General features: G+C 62.9%; 19 protein-coding genes. 12 read left to right on the plus strand and 7 right to left on the minus strand.

All coding sequences use genetic code 11. From position 1 onward, the window contains the following. Nucleotides 1–128: 128 nt before the first annotated feature. Genes ACFQ95_RS23580 through ACFQ95_RS23605 form a run of 6 tightly spaced genes read right to left on the minus strand, consistent with a single transcriptional unit; the run spans nt 129 to nt 5,487 of the window. Entirely contained in the window at nt 129–1,163 is a 1,035-nt protein-coding gene (locus tag ACFQ95_RS23580; protein WP_422835036.1) for an L-idonate 5-dehydrogenase, read from the minus strand. A gap of 13 nt (nt 1,164–1,176) precedes the next feature. Then, complete coding sequence (locus ACFQ95_RS23585; RefSeq protein WP_422835038.1) at nt 1,177–1,950, minus strand: glucose 1-dehydrogenase; 774 nt, start codon at nt 1,948–1,950, stop codon at nt 1,177–1,179. Beyond that, nucleotides 1,947–2,540: a gluconokinase gene (locus ACFQ95_RS23590; RefSeq protein WP_422835040.1), complete on the minus strand. Its 594-nt coding sequence runs from the start codon at nt 2,538–2,540 to the stop codon at nt 1,947–1,949. Before ACFQ95_RS23590 ends, ACFQ95_RS23585 begins: the two co-directional genes overlap by 4 nt. Before the next feature lies 1 nt (nt 2,541). Further along, nucleotides 2,542–3,543 carry a 2-hydroxyacid dehydrogenase gene (locus ACFQ95_RS23595; protein WP_422835042.1) on the minus strand — a complete coding sequence of 334 codons (1,002 nt, stop codon included), beginning with the start codon at nt 3,541–3,543 and terminating at the stop codon, nt 2,542–2,544. 28 nt (nt 3,544–3,571) lie between these two features. Further along, nucleotides 3,572–4,243, minus strand: a complete 672-nt coding sequence (locus tag ACFQ95_RS23600; protein ID WP_422835043.1) for an RraA family protein — start codon at nt 4,241–4,243, stop codon at nt 3,572–3,574. A gap of 35 nt (nt 4,244–4,278) precedes the next feature. Beyond that, nucleotides 4,279–5,487 (minus strand): aspartate transaminase, encoded by a 1,209-nt coding sequence (locus tag ACFQ95_RS23605; RefSeq protein WP_422835045.1) that lies wholly within the window; start codon nt 5,485–5,487, stop codon nt 4,279–4,281. Nucleotides 5,488–5,719: 232 nt separating this feature from the next. Between ACFQ95_RS23605 and nac the strand changes: the two genes are divergently transcribed. From nac to ACFQ95_RS23665, 12 genes are all read left to right on the plus strand, one after another. Further along, nucleotides 5,720–6,670: a nitrogen assimilation transcriptional regulator NAC gene (gene nac, locus ACFQ95_RS23610; RefSeq protein ID WP_422835047.1), complete on the plus strand. Its 951-nt coding sequence runs from the start codon at nt 5,720–5,722 to the stop codon at nt 6,668–6,670. Between the two features lie 146 nt (nt 6,671–6,816). Then, nucleotides 6,817–7,287, plus strand: coding sequence for an acetyl-CoA carboxylase biotin carboxyl carrier protein (gene accB, locus ACFQ95_RS23615; protein ID WP_422835049.1), 471 nt, complete (start codon nt 6,817–6,819; stop codon nt 7,285–7,287). Between the two features lie 111 nt (nt 7,288–7,398). Next, a complete protein-coding gene (gene accC / locus ACFQ95_RS23620) occupies nt 7,399–8,796 on the plus strand; it encodes an acetyl-CoA carboxylase biotin carboxylase subunit (RefSeq protein ID WP_422835051.1) in 1,398 nt (465 codons plus the stop codon). Then, nucleotides 8,789–9,472 carry a 5-oxoprolinase subunit PxpB gene (pxpB, locus tag ACFQ95_RS23625; RefSeq protein ID WP_422835053.1) on the plus strand — a complete coding sequence of 228 codons (684 nt, stop codon included), beginning with the start codon at nt 8,789–8,791 and terminating at the stop codon, nt 9,470–9,472. The genes accC and pxpB overlap by 8 nt, the downstream gene beginning before the upstream one ends. 255 nt (nt 9,473–9,727) lie before the next feature. Further along, on the plus strand, nt 9,728–10,708 hold the full coding sequence (locus ACFQ95_RS23630; RefSeq protein ID WP_422835055.1) for a biotin-dependent carboxyltransferase family protein: 981 nt from the start codon (nt 9,728–9,730) through the stop codon (nt 10,706–10,708). Nucleotides 10,709–10,710: 2 nt separating this feature from the next. Next, the gene (locus ACFQ95_RS23635) at nt 10,711–11,115 is read left to right on the plus strand and encodes an acetyl-CoA carboxylase (RefSeq protein ID WP_422835056.1); all 405 of its coding nucleotides are present in this window, start codon (nt 10,711–10,713) and stop codon (nt 11,113–11,115) included. 25 nt (nt 11,116–11,140) lie between these two features. Continuing rightward, a complete protein-coding gene (locus ACFQ95_RS23640) occupies nt 11,141–11,923 on the plus strand; it encodes a LamB/YcsF family protein (RefSeq protein ID WP_422835058.1) in 783 nt (260 codons plus the stop codon). Between the two features lie 274 nt (nt 11,924–12,197). Beyond that, a complete protein-coding gene (locus tag ACFQ95_RS23645; RefSeq protein WP_422835060.1) occupies nt 12,198–12,950 on the plus strand; it encodes an SDR family oxidoreductase in 753 nt (250 codons plus the stop codon). A 54-nt stretch (nt 12,951–13,004) separates the two neighbouring features. Continuing rightward, the gene (locus ACFQ95_RS23650; RefSeq protein ID WP_422835062.1) at nt 13,005–13,706 is read left to right on the plus strand and encodes an amino acid ABC transporter permease; all 702 of its coding nucleotides are present in this window, start codon (nt 13,005–13,007) and stop codon (nt 13,704–13,706) included. Nucleotides 13,707–13,717: 11 nt separating this feature from the next. Next, the gene (locus ACFQ95_RS23655; RefSeq protein WP_422835063.1) at nt 13,718–14,467 is read left to right on the plus strand and encodes an amino acid ABC transporter permease; all 750 of its coding nucleotides are present in this window, start codon (nt 13,718–13,720) and stop codon (nt 14,465–14,467) included. Nucleotides 14,468–14,499: 32 nt separating this feature from the next. After that, nucleotides 14,500–15,234, plus strand: coding sequence for an amino acid ABC transporter ATP-binding protein (locus ACFQ95_RS23660; RefSeq protein ID WP_422835064.1), 735 nt, complete (start codon nt 14,500–14,502; stop codon nt 15,232–15,234). A 62-nt stretch (nt 15,235–15,296) separates the two neighbouring features. Beyond that, a complete protein-coding gene (locus ACFQ95_RS23665) occupies nt 15,297–16,139 on the plus strand; it encodes an ABC transporter substrate-binding protein (RefSeq protein ID WP_422835066.1) in 843 nt (280 codons plus the stop codon). Between the two features lie 248 nt (nt 16,140–16,387). Here ACFQ95_RS23665 and ACFQ95_RS23670 read toward each other — a convergent pair whose 3' ends face one another. Further along, nucleotides 16,388–16,621, minus strand: a complete 234-nt coding sequence (locus ACFQ95_RS23670) for a hypothetical protein (RefSeq protein WP_422835068.1) — start codon at nt 16,619–16,621, stop codon at nt 16,388–16,390. Between the last annotated feature and the right edge of the window lie 106 nt (nt 16,622–16,727).

The raw sequence follows: 16,727 nt of genomic DNA on the forward strand, positions 1-16,727 counted from the left end.
TCCGGGGTCAGCGCCACCCTGCGCTCCCCCGCTACCGTCTCCGCTGGCACGCCTATCAGCATGGTGTCTCCTTGGAAATTCTCAGAACCTGCGGTGGGTTATGCCACCGCATCGCCATAAACCAACCATCAATCGAAGTTCAACAAAACCTTCATGGCTTGTGAACGGTCGGCGGCCAGCGCAAACGCGCGGGCCGAGTCGCGGTACGACAGCGTGGCCGAGATCAGTGGCTTCACGTCAATCAAGCCCTTGTTCAAGAAATTCACCGCCATGGCGAACTCTTCGTGGAAGCGGAAGGCGCCGCGCAGGTCGAACTCCTTGGCCACAATCATGTTGATCGGCAAGCTCATGTCGCCGCCCAGGCCCACCTGCAAGATGATGCCGCGCGGGCGCAGCGCTTCGAGTGCGCCACGCAGCGCACGTTCGTTGCCACTGGCTTCAAACAACACGTCGAATGTGCCTTTGTCGGCCGTGAAACGTTTCAGGCCTTCGGCTTCTTCGGCCACGTTGACCACTTCGTCGGCGCCCACCTTCAATGCCTTGCCCAGCGTGTGCTGGCTCACGTCGGTGGCCACGATATGTGCGGCACCGGCGCGCCGCGCGGCGATGATCAGCAGCGCGCCAATCGGCCCGCAGCCGGTCACCAAGACCTTCTTGCCCACCAGCGGCCCGGCGCGGCGCACCGCGTGCAGCGCCACCGACAGCGGCTCGGCCATCGCACCCTCACCATCGCTCACGTTGTTGGTGAGTTTGTGTGCCTGGTGGGTTTCGACCACGATCTCCTGGCGAAACGCACCTTGCACATGCGGGTTGCGCATGGCGCTGCCGTAGTAGCGCATGTCCAGGCAATGGTTTTGCAAACCCTCCTGGCAGTAGCGGCACACACCGCAAGGCCGGCTGGGGCTGACCGCAATACGTTCACCCGCCGCGAAGCCGACCACGCCTTCACCTACGGCGTCAATCACACCGGCCACCTCGTGGCCCAGCACCATGGGCTCCTGGATGCGCACGGTGCCAAAGCCGCCGTGTTGGTAGTAGTGCAGGTCCGAGCCGCAGATGCCACCGCAGCGCACACGCACACGCAACTGGCCGGGGCCCAGCTCGGCCGTCGGAAAGGTTTCGACGCGCAAGTCGCCGGGGGCGTGAATGACAAGGGCTTCCATAAGAGTAATCCTTTCAGAGCGTGGCGGTCACGCCACCATCGACGTACAAGATGTGGCCATTGACAAAGTTGGAGGCCTCGCTGCTCAGGAACACCGCCGCGCCCGCCAGGTCTTCCACATCGCCCCAGCGGCGTGATGGCGTGCGGTTCACCAGCCATTGTGTGAACTCGGTGTTCTTCACCAGCGCATCTGTCAGCTCGGTCTTGAAATAGCCCGGGCCCAGTCCGTTGACCTGGATGCCATGTTGACCCCAGTCAATCGCCATGCCCTTGGTCAACATCTTCACCGCGCCCTTGCTGGCGGTATAGGGTGCAATGCCGGGGCGACCCAGCTCACTCTGCACCGAGCAGATGTTGACGATCTTGCCGCGCCCGCGCGGGATCATGTGGCGCGCCACGGCCTGGCCGACGAGGAACACGCTGTCCACGTTGGTCTTCATGAGTTCGTGCCACTGCGCTTCTTCAAACTGGTCGAGCGGGCCACGGCGTTGCATGCCCGCGTTGTTGACCAAAACGTCTATGGGTGCGATGTCGCTCTCGATCTGCGCCACGGCCTTGGCCACAGCCGCGCCATCGGTCACATCAAATGCGGCGGTGTGTACGGTGGCGCCCTCGGCGCGCAAGGTGGCGGCGGCAGCTTCCAGCTTTTCGCTGCTGCGCGCGTTGAGCACAATCGCGGCGCCAGCTTGCGCCAGGCCACGCGCCAACGCAAAGCCAATGCCTGCACTAGAACCGGTGATGAGCGCAGTGCGCCCGGTGAGGTCGAATTTTTGAAGAAATGTATTCACAGCAAAGCCAAATCTGTGGGAGAAAAAGCCAAAGGTGTTCCTTCGGCTGTGGAGGACTGCAGCCAGTGGGCAACGGCTCTGGTCTGGTCGGATATCGCCAGCAGCGCCGAAATCCGAAAAACATCGGGCTCACCCACGGGTGGCTCCAGTGTCAAAAACTGGCTGACCACCAGCTTGGGGTGAAAGAAGTGGCCCTTGCGTGCGCCCAGGCGGCGTGTGGCCTCGGGCAAATCCAACTGCGGAAAAACAATGCGCAGGCCGGGCACCGCCGCACGCAGGCGATCGCGGTAGCTTCTTTTCAAGGCTGAACAGGTGAGCACGGCCGGACCGCTGGCCGCCGCCAAACGCGCGCCAAGCAGGTCTAGCCAGGGCCAACGGTCGGCATCATCCAGCGCAATGCCGCGCCGCATTTTGTCGACGTTGGCTGCCGGGTGGTAGTCGTCGCCTTCGATCAACTGGCCGCCCAGCCCCTGCGCCAATTGCGCGGCCAGGGTCGATTTGCCGCAGCCCGAAACACCCATCACCAACAAACGGCAGGCGGCCGCCATCTCGGGAGCCGGGGCACCCGTTGTATGCATCAGTGCAGCCATGTCAGCCTCGTGTTTGTGGTTTGACGCTGTTGACCGGCGTGAGCGGCACACCGGCCTGCGGGCCAAAGCCCAGCGAGGCGATCAGGTTGTCTATGGCCAAGGCCGCCATGGCGCGCCGCGTGCGCACCGAAGCACTGCCGATGTGCGCCGTGAGCACCGTATTGGGCGCGGTCAGCAAATCGGCATGCACCTTGGGTTCACCTTCAAACACGTCCAGGCCCGCTGCCGCGATGGTGCCCGCGCGCAATGCCGCCGCCAGTGCGGCGTCGTCGACAATGCCACCACGCGCGATGTTGGTCAGCGTGGCCGTGGGTTTCATCTGCGCCAACTCGGCCGCGCCAATCGCGTGGTGCGACGAGGGCGCATACGGCAACACCAAGACCAGATGGTCGGACTCTTTCAGCAGCGTGGCCTTGTCGACGTACTGCGCGCCCGATTCAGCTTCTTGCGCGGCATCGAGCTTTGATCGGTTGTGGTAGACCACACGCATGCCAAAACCGAGCGCACCGCGCCGTGCAATGCCACGGCCGATGCGGCCCATGCCCAGAATGCCTAGCGTCGCGCCCTGGATGTCGCCGCCGACAAAGTGGTCGTGGATGCCGGTTTTAGTCCATTCGCCTGAGCGCACGAAGCGGTCGGATTCAGCAATACGCCGCGCGGTCGCCATCATCAGCGCAAAGCCGTAGTCGGCCGTGGTTTCGGTCAACACGTCGGGCGTATTGGTCACGACTACGCCGCGCGCGGTGCAGGCCGCAACGTCGATGTTGTTGTAGCCCACGCCCACATTACATACGGCTTTGAGATCGGGACAAGCGTCGAGCAGATCCGCATCGATACGTTCACTGCCGGTGCTCATCACTCCGGCCTTGCCTTGCAGCCGGGCGATCAGCTCGGCCCGGCTCCAGATGGTGTCGCTGGGGTTGTCGGTGACATCAAAGTGGGCGCGCAGGCGGTCGGCGATGTCGGGGAAGGTGGCGCGGGTGGCCAGTACGGAAGGTCGCATGGAATGTAGGCAATCGAGAGAGGTGAAATCAGTTGTTGCAGCGTGCTTCAAGGACGTCGATGAAGCTGCGGTCCCAACGGCCTTCGCGCATCGCGGCCATGGTTTTTTCTTCCGCCACCAGCACGGCACGCGCCTTCTCGATCAACTGCTCCACACCGTCGGTAGGAATGGCCAACAAACCATCCTGGTCGCCCACCACGATGTCACCGGGGTTCACCACCATGCCGCCCACGCTGATGGGCACGTTGATTTCGCCCGGGCCATCCTTGTAGGGGCCACGGTGCGTCACGCCACGGGCGTAGACCGGGAAATCGCGTTCGCGGATCTCGGCCACGTCACGGATCGCGCCGTCCAGCACAACACCCGACAAACCAATCTGCGCGGCATAAAACGACAGGATGCCGCCGACCACGGCATTGTTCAAATCGCCACCGGCATCCACCACCAGCACATCGCCGGGGCGGCAAAACTCCAGCGCGCGCAAGTAGGTCAGGTTGTCGCCGCCGCGTGAACGTGCGGTCACGGCCGTGCCGGCCATGCTTTGTTTGCCCGGGCGGTGGTAAGGGTGCAGGCCCGAGGTGCCGATGTTGCGGTGCATGTTGTCGCTGAGGGCGGCGACTGGCAGGTCCCGCAAGGCTTCTAGAACCTTGGCGGCGACTTGTGGGGCAGAGGCGTTTTTACGCAGAGCTTTGTATTCCATGGGTGTGCTTTCGTGTCTCGTTTTAATAGAAATAATCAACGCAGCGCCGCGGCCGCACGGCCTATGCGCAGGCAGCCTTCTTCGATGACGGCAATGCTGGTGGCGATCGACATGCGGAAGTACGGCGCCACGCCATATGAAGAACCGGGGATCATGGCCACACCTTCGGCATCCAGCAGGTACAGCGCAACGTCCACATCACTTTCCAGCACCTTGCCATGGGGCGTGGTGCGGCCTATGAGGCCACTGCAGTTCACAAACAAATAGAAGGCGCCACCGGGCGTGCGGCAGCTCAGGCCGGGAATGGCGTTGATCAACTCCAGCGCGCGGTCACGCCGTTGGCGGTACACCGCCACAAAGTCTTTCAGGAAACTGTGGTCACCCTGCAGTGCGGCCAGCGCGGCCGCCTGGCTGATGGTGCAGGCGTTGCTGGTCGATTGCGACTGCAGCGTTTCCATGGCACCGATCAGATCGCTGGGACCGGCCGCGTAGCCTATGCGCCAACCGGTCATGGCATAGGTTTTCGACACACCGTTGATCACCACCGTGCGGTCGCGCAGTTGCGGCTCGATGGCGACGATGTGTGGCAACACTTCACCGTCGAAGCGAATGTGTTCATAGATGTCGTCGGTCATCAGCAAGATTTGCGGATGGCGTAACAGCACGTCGGCCAGGGCGCGCAGGTCGGCCGCGCTGTAGGCCGCACCCGTGGGGTTGGTGGGTGAGTTCAGCAACAGCCAGCGGGTCTTGGGCGTGATGGCGGCTTCAAGTGCCGCAGCCGTCAAGCGAAAACCATCGTCTTCGCGGCAGACCACCTCTACGGGTGTGCCGTCGCAGGCCAGCGTCATGTCGGGGTAAGACACCCAGTACGGCGCGGGAATGATTACCTCGTCGCCCGGCTCCAGCGTGGCCGATAGGGCGTTGAAGATGGCGTGTTTGGCGCCGCAGGTCACCACCACGTCGCTAGGCTTGTATTGCAGGCCGTTTTCGCGCAGCAGTTTGTCGCAGATGGCTTGGCGCAGCGCGGGGGTGCCGGCCGACATGGTGTAGCGGGTTTCGCCACGCGCAATGGCCGCGCAGGCCGCATCGCGGATGTGTGCCGGGGTATCGAAATCGGGTTCACCCACCACCAGGTTGACGATGTCGCGGCCTTGGCGGCGGAGTTCGCTGGCGCGGTCGGCGGCGGCACTGCTGGGGGATGGCTTGATGCGGCGCACGCGCGCGGCGATTCTGGAACGGGACACGGCATTTCCTTCGGGCTGTGAAATCGGCAAAGCCACGGCATTGATGGGTGCACATGGCGCTCGGATAGGCCCGAACGTTACGCGTAGTCGTTTTGGAAAGCCAAGACAAGATCGCTCTGGAGATATAGGAGGAGCTTATGACAAGACTTGCGCCCCCACTGTGCATCGGGTTAGCCCCCTGCTCTTTGTCCATAAGGGAATGTTAGGCTCGCCTTTTGCTTGCATCTCGCGTATGAATCTGCGCCGCCTCAAATATTTCGTCAAAATCGTAGACATCGGCAGCTTGACGCAGGCTGCCCAAGTGTTGTTCATCGCACAGCCAGCCCTGAGCCAGCAACTCGCCACACTGGAAGCCGAAGTCGGCCAACAACTGCTGGTGCGCACCCAACGCGGCGTCACCCCCACCGAAGCCGGCAAGGCCTTGTACCGCCATGCCCAGATCATCCTGCGCCAATGTGACCAGGCCATGAGTGACATGGCCGCCGCCGGCCTGGGGCTTTCGGGCCAGGTGTCGGTGGGCGTGGCCCCGGGCACAGCCGCCGCCACGCTGGCGCTGCCCCTTTTGCGCCGTGTGCGTGCGCGCCATCCCGGCATCCTGCTGTACCTGAACGAAAACTACGGCACCACGCTGAGTGAACTCATCATGAACGGACGCATGGATCTGGCCGTGCTGTATGGCGACAAAGCCATACACGGGCTGAAGTTCCTGCCGCTGGTGAAGGAAGAGTTGTACCTGGTGGGGCCGGCCACCGAACCGCAACCCGGTGAAAACATTCGGCTTGAAGCCTTGGCCGATGTGCAGTTGCTGCTGCCACGTCCCTACAACATTGTGCGCAAACTGGTCAACGAAGCCTTTATGCGCGCCGGCATGACGCCAGGTGTGGTGGCCGAAGTCGAGTCCGCCATCACACTCACGGCGGCCATTGCCGATGGCCTGGGTTCGACAATTCTGCCGGCCTCTATCGCGCGCAGCTTTGTCGCGTCGGGCATGGCCTGGCAGAGCAAGATTGTCGAACCCGTGATCGAAGCGCCGCTGGCCTTGTGCCAGTCGGACCACCTGCCGTTGTCTGAGCCCGCTCAAGCCGTGCGCGAGATTCTGCTCGAACTGGTGAACGATCTGCTGGTGGACGCGGCCCCTGGCGCCATCACCGAATCCGCACAGGCCCTGGCGCCCACGCACTGAGCCGCTGTCGAGCCGCCCATAAGGCGCTCTTATCCCGGCAAAGCCAAACGGTCTTGGCGTCGCGGGCCATCTCTCGGTAACTTAGAGGCATTGAACACGTTGAACCACAGCGTGTGAACGCCGCCCGCGAGGGCAGGAAAACCGAGATGAATCTACAGGAAATCAAGGCATTGATAGACGCCATGGCCGCGTCTGACCTTAGCGAAATGGCGCTGACGCGCGACGGCATCCAGCTGCGGCTGGTACGAAAAAAGGGGGGTACGGCTGCAGCCGCCACGCAGGCAGGCCCTCCCACGCCCACCAGCCAGCCGCCGGCAAAACCCGTGGCCACAGCCACGCCGCGACAGGTGGCAGCCCCCGTCGCCACGCCCGTGGCGCCGGCCGCCAACGAGATCACCACCCCTTTGTATGGCGTGGTGCACTGGCGCCCTTCCCCCGACGCACCGCCCTTCGTGGCCGCAGGCCAATCGATCCAAGCCGGGCAAGTCGTGTGTGTGGTGGAAGCCATGAAGGTCTTCAACGAGATCCGCGCCGAAAACGATGCCACGGTGCAGGCCCTGCTGGTCGAGTCGGGCCAGGAAGTAGAAGCGGGTCAACCATTGCTGCGATTGGGTTGAGCATGTTTGACACCATACTGATCGCCAATCGCGGCGTTCACGCCATAGGCGTGGCGAAGCAAATTGCGCTGGCGCGCGCAGCGCGCTGGGAGATGAGCCGCGAGGAACACCATGTTTGATACTGTGCTCATCGCCAATCGCGGCGAGATCGCCCTTCGCATTCAGCGCGCCTGCCGCAGCCTGGGGCTGCGCACCGTGGCCGTCTACTCCGAAGCCGACCGCGATGCGGCCTACGTGGCGCAGGCCGACCAGGCCCTGTGTATTGGCCCCGCGTCTCCGACCCAGAGCTACTTGAACCAGGCCGCGATCCTGTACGCGGCCAAGCTCAGCGGCGCGCAGGCCATCCATCCCGGTTATGGCTTTTTGTCCGAGAACGCCGGCTTTGCCGCGCGGGTAGAAGAAGCCGGCCTGGTGTTCATAGGCCCGCCGTCTGAGTGCATTCGTACCATGGGTGACAAAGTGGCGGCCAAGAGTGCGATGCGCGCGGCCGGTGTGCCCTGCGTGCCCGGGCCCGATGGCTCGCTGCCCGACGACAACGGCGCCATTCTGCAGATTGCGCGCGACATCGGTTTCCCGGTGATGGTGAAAGCCGCCGGCGGCGGTGGCGGGCGCGGCATGCGCATCGTGCAGACCGAGGGCGAGTTGCTGGACGCCATGGCCCTGACCCGCGAAGAAGCGCGCCGCGCCTTTGGCAACCCCGAGGTCTACATCGAGAAGTTTCTCGGCCACCCGCGCCACGTGGAGATCCAGGTGTTGTGCGACCGCTACGGCCACGCCTTGTGGCTGGGCAGCCGCGATTGCTCGCTGCAACGGCGCCATCAAAAGGTGCTGGAAGAAGCGCCCGCTCCCGGCATAGACCCGATTCTTTTGGCTAGCGTGGGTGCACGTTGCGCCCAAGCCTGCCGCCAGATCGGCTACTGCGGCGTGGGCACCTTTGAGTTCTTGTTTGAAGACGGCGAGTTCTTCTTCATCGAGATGAACACACGTCTGCAGGTCGAACACACGGTGACCGAGATGACCACCGGCATAGACATCGTGCAGCAGCAGATCCGCATGGCGCGCGGCGAGCATCTGGCGTTGACGCAGGACCAGGTGGCTTGCGTTGGCCACGCGCTGGAGTGCCGCATCAATGCCGAGAACCCGGAAACCTTTGCACCTGCACCCGGCCGCATCAGCACCTGGCAGCCCCCGGGCGGCTTTGGGGTGCGGATCGACTCGCACGTTTGCGCGGGCTACCGTGTGCCACCCTACTACGATTCGATGATTGCCAAGCTCATCGTCCATGGCAGCTCGCGCGCCGATGCCCTGGCACGCATGCGCCTGGCACTGGCAGAGATGCACATTGGCGGCATAGACACCAATCTGCCGCTGCACCGCGACATCATCGAAGACAGTGGCTTCCAGCAAGGCGGCGTGGACATCCATCACCTAGAACGCTGGCTGCAGCAACGCAGTGCCGAGCGCACAGCCGCCAAAGACTCTGAAGCAATTAAAGGCGCCCATGCATAACGCCAACACCACCCTACCCAACGTCACGCTGCTGGGCACCACGGCGCTGCTGTTTGAAGCGCCGGGCGCCCTGGCGCTGGCGCCACAGCAACGCATCTGGGCCATGGCCGGTCAACTGCAGGCCCTGCCCGAAGTGCGTGAAGCCGTGCCCGGCATGAACAACCTGATGCTGACCTTCGCCCGGCCCCCACGCACACTGGCCGCGTTGCAAACCTTGCAAAACACCGTGCTGCAGGCCTGGGAATCTACGGCCCCGCTGCCACTGCAAGGCCGCATCATCGAACTGCCGGTGGTGTATGGCGGCGCGGGTGGCCCACACCTGGCCGATGTGGTGGCGCACACCGGCCTCAGCATAGACGAAGTGGTGGCACTTCACTGCGCGCCGCTCTACCCTGTTTATGCGCTGGGCAGCCACCCCGGCTACTGTTATCTGGGCGGCATGGACGAGCGCATCGCCACGCCGCGTCGCGCCGTGCCCATCGTCAACCTGCCGGGCGGCTCGGTCTCCATCGGCGGTGTGCAGACCGGTGTGTCGGCCTCGGCCGGCCCCAGCGGCTGGAACACCATTGGCAGCACCAGCATGGACTTCTTCCACCCCGAGCAAGACCCACCGGCCGTGTTGCAGCCGGGCGACTGTGTGCGCTTTCGTGTTCAGGACATCGTTAGGGCCTGTTAGCACTATGGATACAAGATGCGTTGCTGTTCAAAGGGCCAGAGGCGAGGCGCAAAACGCAGCCGGGGTGAACCCCGGCCAGGCTTTGCAACGCTGCGGCTGGTCTTTTGGGCTGCAACCCGGAGGGAACGTGGTTAAAAAACCGCCACTCCGCGTTGCAGGTCTAGGCCAGGCGAACGCCTGGCCGTCACCCCGCGCCTTGATTGGCGCTTTTCTAACCACGTTCGCACTTGCATCCATGGTGCTAACAGGCCCTAAATGATTGAATTTCTTTCCTCCACCGCGCTCGCCACCGTACAGGACGCGGGCCGCCTGGGCAGCCTGCGCTTTGGCGTGGGCACGGCCGGTGCCATGGACCAACTGGCCCTGGCCGTGGGCAACCTGTTGCTAGGCAACCCCACGGGCGCTGCCGCGCTCGAAGTGCCGGTCTACCCGTTTCAAGTGCGCTTCACCGAAGACTGTGCCTTCGCGCTCACCGGCGCTGATTGCCAGGCGCGGCTCGACCAGCAAATGCTTGCGCCTTGGTGGGTGCACCAGGCGCGCAAGGGCCAGGTGCTGACGCTGAGCCTGCCGCTCGCCGGCACCGGCAGCCGCGCCTATGTGGCACTGGCTGGCGGCGTTGACGTGCCTGAGGTGCTGGCCTCGCGCAGCACCCAGTTGCGCGGCGCCTTTGGCGGCTTCGATGGCCGCGCCGTGCGCCAAGGCGATGTGCTGCGCGCCGACAAACCCGGCCTTGCAGCTGCGGTAGATTTTGGGGTTCTGCCACCCGCGCTGACCCTGCCGCTGACCCTTGACGGCCTGCCCGCCATGCGTGTGCTGCCCGCCGCCGAATACACCGGCTTCAAAGAAGATTCACGCGCGGCCTTTTGGGCCGGTGAATGGAAGATCACGGCGCAAAGCGACCGCTACGGCTACCGCATGCAAGGCACACCGCTGGTGCCCAAAGCGGCGATGGAAATTCGCTCACACGGCATTGTGCCGGGCGTGATCCAGGTGCCTTCCAGCGGGCAGCCTATCGTGCAGATGCGCGACGCCCAACCCTCGGGCGGCTACCCGAAATTTGGCACCGTGATCGAGGCCGACCTGTGGCGGCTTGGACAGGCAGCCATAGGCAGCCGTGTGCGCTTTATCGAAGCCACTTATGAATCTGCCATCGCCGCACTCGACGAAGTGCAAGCCTGGCTGGACGAGGTGCGCCGCCTGATTGAACTGCAGCGCTGGGCGCTACAAAGGAGCTGACGATGCAGACCCAAGACATCCGCCAACTGGCCGAATGGTTGGCCGCCACCGACATCGATTTGCTGGAGCTGCAAGGCCCCAACCTACAAATTGAAATTCACCGTGATGGTTCTGCCCCTGAGCAGCAAGCAGCCCCGACATCGAATGCAGCAGTCTCAGCCGACCACGTCAGCGTGCGTGCGGGCTCGCTGGGCGTCTTGCTCGATCACATTCCGGGCCGCAACACACCCCTGTGTACGCCCGGCAGCACGGTGCAAGCCGGCGGTCTGATCGCGCTGATGCAGGTGGGCCTGTTGCTGCTGCCGGTGCGTGCCCCATGCGACGGCTGGACCGGCGACTGGCACGTGCCGCCGGGCAGCACGCTGGGCTACGGCACACCGCTGGTCGACATCAGCGTCGCGCCCTAAGTGAACGCGTTTTAAGGAGCAAGCAATGGACATCGACTTGAACGCCGACCTGGGCGAGGGTTTCGGCCCTTGGCGCATGGGCGACGACGAGGCACTGCTGAAGATCATCTCATCAGCCAACATCGCCTGTGGCTTTCATGCGGGCGACCCGGTCATCATGGAACGCACGGTGCGCCTGGCGGCCACGCGTGGCATAGACATAGACATCGGCGCCCATGTGGGCTTTCCCGACCTGGGGGGGTTTGGCCGCCGCCCCATGCAGATCGATACAAACGAGTTGGCCAGCATTGTGGTGTACCAGTTGGGTGCCCTGGCCGGCATTGCGCAAGCCTGCGGCCGGCGCATGACACACATGAGCTTTCATGGTGCACTGGGCAATATGGCAGCGGCCGATGCCGATCTGGCCATGGCACTGGTGGAAGCCGTGGCGCGCTTCGATCCGGGCTTGATCATCAGCTCTTCGGCCAGCGTGGCAATTGAAAGCGCAGGTGACCACCACGGCCTGCGTGTGGCCAGCAGTTTCCTGGCCGACCGTGCCTGCGACGACAACGGTTTGCTGGTGCCACGCAAGCTGCCCGACTCGGTGATACACGACAGCACCAAGGTGCTGGCCCGCGTCACACAATTGCTCGAAGAAGGTACCGTGACCGCGTACAGCGGACGCAAAATACCCATGCGTGCGAGCTCCATCCTGCTGCATGGCGACACCCCCGGCGCCGTGGCGTTGGCGGCTGCTGTGCGGGCCAAGATCGAATCGGTGGGCGGACGTATCGTCCCCATCTCGCGGCAGTCGCCAGCAGCGCCATGAACGCGGCCAGCGCCCTTTTCTCTGCGCCCCAAATGAGGCCCAACACGGCCTCGGATTTGGTCTGCAACACCACCCCAGACATGGCACCAATTTGGCGCCTGCGCGTCTGGCCGTGCACTGTTGCGGCGCAGCATAAGGGTAGCTTATCGCCTCACAGCCAATCCGTCTTGGCGCGATTGATGTCGCGCCGATAAAGTGAGTTCATACGAGACACGGCACGCTGCAAAAAACCAGTAACGCTGTCCCTATCGCCCCGAAAAGAAAGAAACCTGACATGCCTTTTTCCGATTACAAAACAGCCCTCGTGACCGGCGCCTCCTCGGGCATAGGCGCGGCCACCGTCGAACGTCTGTGTGCAGAGGGCCTGCAAGTGCACGCCCTGGCGCGCAGCGCAGGCAAGCTCAGCGAACTGGCGACACGCACCGGCTGCATTCCCCACGCCATCGACGTCAGCGACCTGGCCAGCGTCACGCGCCTGACCCAGGAGGTGGCCTTTGACGTGGTGGTGAACAACGCCGGTGTGGACCGCCCTGGCTCCATCCTGAAGGCCGACGAAGAAGGCATAGACCTGTTGATCGACGTCAACCTGCGCGCCGTGTTGCACATCTGCCGCCTCACGCTGCCCGGCATGGTGGCTCGCGACCGTGGCCACATCATCAACATCAGTTCGATTGCGGCGGCCTACAACTTCGGTGGCAACAGCACCTACCACGCCACCAAGGCGGCGGTGAGCATGTTGTCGCGCCAGTTGCGCATCGATGCCTACGGCAAGCGTGTGCGCGTGACCGAAATCTGCCCCGGCCGCGTGGCCACCGACATCTTTGCCCACGTGCATGGCGACAGCGCCGAGATTCGTGAACGCTTTGTCGAAGGCTTTGAGTTGCCACAGGCCGAAGACATTGCCAACGCCATTGCCTTCGCCATTGCTGCACCGATTGCCGTCAACGTGGGCCACATGGAAATCACCCCCACGCTGCAGGTACCCGGCGGCTTGTCGACCACGCGCCCAGAACGCCCACAGGCTTGAGGCCGCGCGCATTTCCGCCCTCAAGATGTTCCCCACGTCCCTCAGAAGTCACGCATGAAAAACTTCGACCTGATGGCCATCCTGCTGAACGACGAGTTCGGCGCCATGCTGCTCAAGGGCATGCGGATGACGCTGCAAATTGCCGCGGGCTCCTGGCTTTTGGCGATGACCCTGGCCCTGGTGCTGCTGGTTGTGCGGCTCACGCCCAGCCGCATCGCCGAACGCGCGGTGGAAGCCTATGTGTCCTACCACCGCAATGTGCCCACGCTGGTGCAATTAATGCTGTGGTACTTCGGCATCTCCAGCCTGTTGCCCAACGATGTGCAGGCCTGGCTGTCCGAGCACAACGGCGAAGCCCTGTTTGCCATCATCGCGCTCGGCCTGTGCCAGGCAGCCTACTTCAGTGAAGACCTGCGCTCGGGCCTGCGCTCGATTCCCGATGGGCAAACCGAAGCCGCGCGTGCCTTGGGCCACAGCTACATCAGTTCCATGCGTTATGTAATCCTGCCGCAAGCGGTGCGCAACGCCGTGCCGGCGCTGGTGAACCACAGCGTTTCGCTATTCAAGAACAGCAGCCTGGCGATGGCGATTGGTGTGGCCGAGTTGACCCACGCCGTCAAGGAAATCGAAAGCCAGAGCTTCCGCACCTTCGAAGCCTATTTGGTGGCCACCCTGGTCTACCTGGGCTTCTCGTTGCTGATCATGGCCGCCGGTGCGTGGCTGTCCAAGCGCTACAGCATTGCTGGCGCACGATAGGCGAAGTTGTCATGATCGATCTCTACAACATTCTTCGCGACAACTGGCTGCTGCTGTTGGTCGGCCAGTATCCCAATGGGCCCATGGGCGGCATCGTCTGCACGCTGGTGCTGTCGGTACTGGGCATTGCGCTGGCCTTCCCGCTGAGCGTGCTGATGGCACTGGCGCGCTTGTCCCCCTGGCGCATCTTGCGCTGGCCCACCACGGCCCTGGTCTATGTGGTGCGGGGTGTGCCGCTGCTGATGGTCATCCTGTGGGTTTACTTCCTGGTGCCGCTGCTGATTGGCCGCAACGTCTCGGGCTTTACCACCATGCTGTGCACGCTGGTGATCTACGAAGGCGCTTACCTCTCGGAAGTGGTGCGTGCCGGTATTCAAGCCCTGCCACGTGGCCAACTGGAAGCCGCGCGCGCCTTGGGCCACAGCTACCTGGGAGCCATGTGGGCGGTGATCCTGCCGCAGGCGCTCTACAACATGCTGCCCAGCCTGCTGAGCCAGTTTGTCTCGGCGGTGAAGGAAACCACGCTGGGTTATGTGATCAACGTGCAGGAGCTGACCTTCGCGGCCAACCAGATCAACAACCAGTTGCTGACCAAGCCGTTCCATGTGTTTTTCATTCTGGCGGTGACCTACTACGTGGTGTGCTACAGCCTCACGCAGTTGGCCAAGTGGCTGGAGCGGCGTGTGATGCGCAAGCGCCAGGGGCAACTTGGTACCGCTCCTGCCGCTCTGCCCGCCACCGCCGCACCGGCTGAAACCTGACCACACCATTTCACGCATCCTGAGAGTTCCCCATGATCTGCTTCAACGAAATCAACAAATGGTATGGCAGCTATCACGCCTTGATCGACATCAATGCCGAGGTCAAGAAAGGCGAAGTGGTGGTGGTGTGCGGGCCTTCGGGCTCGGGCAAGTCCACACTCATCCGCACGGTGAACCGGCTGGAAGAAGTGAAGTCGGGCCAACTGCTGTTTGATGGCAGCGACATCCACGCGCCCATGACCAGCATGGCGCTGAACCGCCTGCGCAGCCGCATCGGTTTTGTGTTCCAGAGCTTCAACCTGTTTCCGCACCTGTCGGTGTTGGAGAACATCATGATGTCGCCCATGCGTGTGCGCGGCGTGAACCGCAGCGATGCCAAAACCAAGGCACAGCAGCTGCTGGAACGCGTGGGCCTGGCCAGCAAGGCCGACGCCTACCCGGCGCAGCTCTCGGGCGGCCAGCAGCAGCGCGTGGCGATTGCGCGCGCCTTGGCGATGGAACCGCCCGCGATGTTGTTCGACGAACCCACCAGCGCACTCGACCCCGAAATGGTGGGCGAGGTGTTGCAGGTGATGCGTGGCCTGGCCAACGACGGCATGACCATGATGTGTGTCACCCACGAGATGAACTTCGCCCGCGAAGTGGCCGACCAGATCTGGTTCATGGACGCGGGCCGCATCCTGGAGACCGCCACGCCGCAAGAGTTCTTCAGCAACCCACAGCATCCCCGAGCGAAACGTTTTCTGTCCGACCTGCGGGCGCATTGAGTCCCCAACCCAGCGCCCTTCCCCCCACCCCAGCGTTTTTCTTTTATCCCCAGGAGTCCACCATGTTCCAAGCTTCTCGTCTTCCCCGCATGACGGCGATCGCCGGTCTGCTCGCACTCAGCTTCGCCGCCCAGGCCGACCAATGGCAGGACATGGTCCAGCGCAAGGAACTCAAGTGCGGCACCTTTGCCGACGTGCCGCCGTTCGCCGCACCCGATCCGAAAACGCGCGAGATGGTGGGCTTCGATGTCGACATGTGCAACACCCTGGCCAAACACCTGGGCCTGACGGCCACGATCACACCGCTGTCGGTTGAAGCCCGTGTGCCCGAAGTGAAGATGGGCCGTGTCGACCTGACCGTGGCCAATCTGGCCTATACCAAGAGCCGTGGCGAGCAAATCCAGTTCAGCGACCCCTACTACATCGCCAAGGAAATGCTGGCCGTGAAGGCCACCGACACCGCCACCACCAAGGCCGAATACAAGGGCAAGCGCCTGAGCTCGACCAAGGGTTCTACGTCGGAACTGTCGATCAAGATGAACGGTTCTGAACCCGTGACCTTCCAGGACACCGGCTCGGCCTACATGGCGGTGCAGCAAAACAAGTCGGTCGGTGTGGTGGCCAACACCATGACCATCACCAAGCTGGTGAACCAGTCCAAGACTGCGGGTGTCGAGCTGAAGATGATCAAGGACCCTATGGTGTTCCAGCCGATTGGTGTGGGCATGAAGAAGGATGAACCCGTGCTGCTGGCCAAGGTCAACGCCGCGTTGCTGGCCATGGACAAGGCCGGCGAGATCGACGCCATCTGGGCCAAGTGGATTGGCCCGAACACCGAGTTCAAGTTGGTGCGTGAAGAAAAGGTCACGCCATTGGCCGACCTGAAGTTCGAACTGCTGCCCTGATCCAGCAGCTAGCGCGCAAGTACAAAAGGCCAGGGCAAACCTGGCCTTTTGTCTTTGGAGAAAGTCCGCTGAGGGATTCTTCAACCCAGAGCTGCCCAACACCGGCCCGGTCGGCTGCTATGTACTGAAGCCCCCAAAATGAATCAACCGGAACAGCCTTGTCGCGACTGCAATAGCGGCTGGCAACTTGAGCGCGGCGGGCTCAAAGAACAGCAAATCACTGGATAGCGGCCGAACATCCTAGGCCATCATGCCAAGCCCAAGTCCAAACCTAGCATCCTGGCCAGGACAAAGGTGACAAGCACCAGGCCCAGCAGCAATAACACGAAGACTGCGGCCACCTTGGCGACCGTGCGCAGGTCTGCGCGCTTCTCCTTCACCCTCTTCCCTTGGTCGTAATGCCACTTGATGGCGAAGAACATGCCCGTGCCAAGCACGAGAACCTTGAATATCACGAAGACTATAGGGACCCAATCCATCATTCTGCATTTTTCCAAGCTATGACTTGACACTATCTACCATGAGGTGCACTAACTTAAAGCCCGGCCTCAAGCACTTCTTTTTTTGCGCAAACCATTCTCACAGGCA

Source organism: Variovorax sp. HJSM1_2, from assembly GCF_049316285.1.
In the GTDB taxonomy this organism is placed as follows: domain Bacteria; phylum Pseudomonadota; class Gammaproteobacteria; order Burkholderiales; family Burkholderiaceae_C; genus Rhodoferax_B.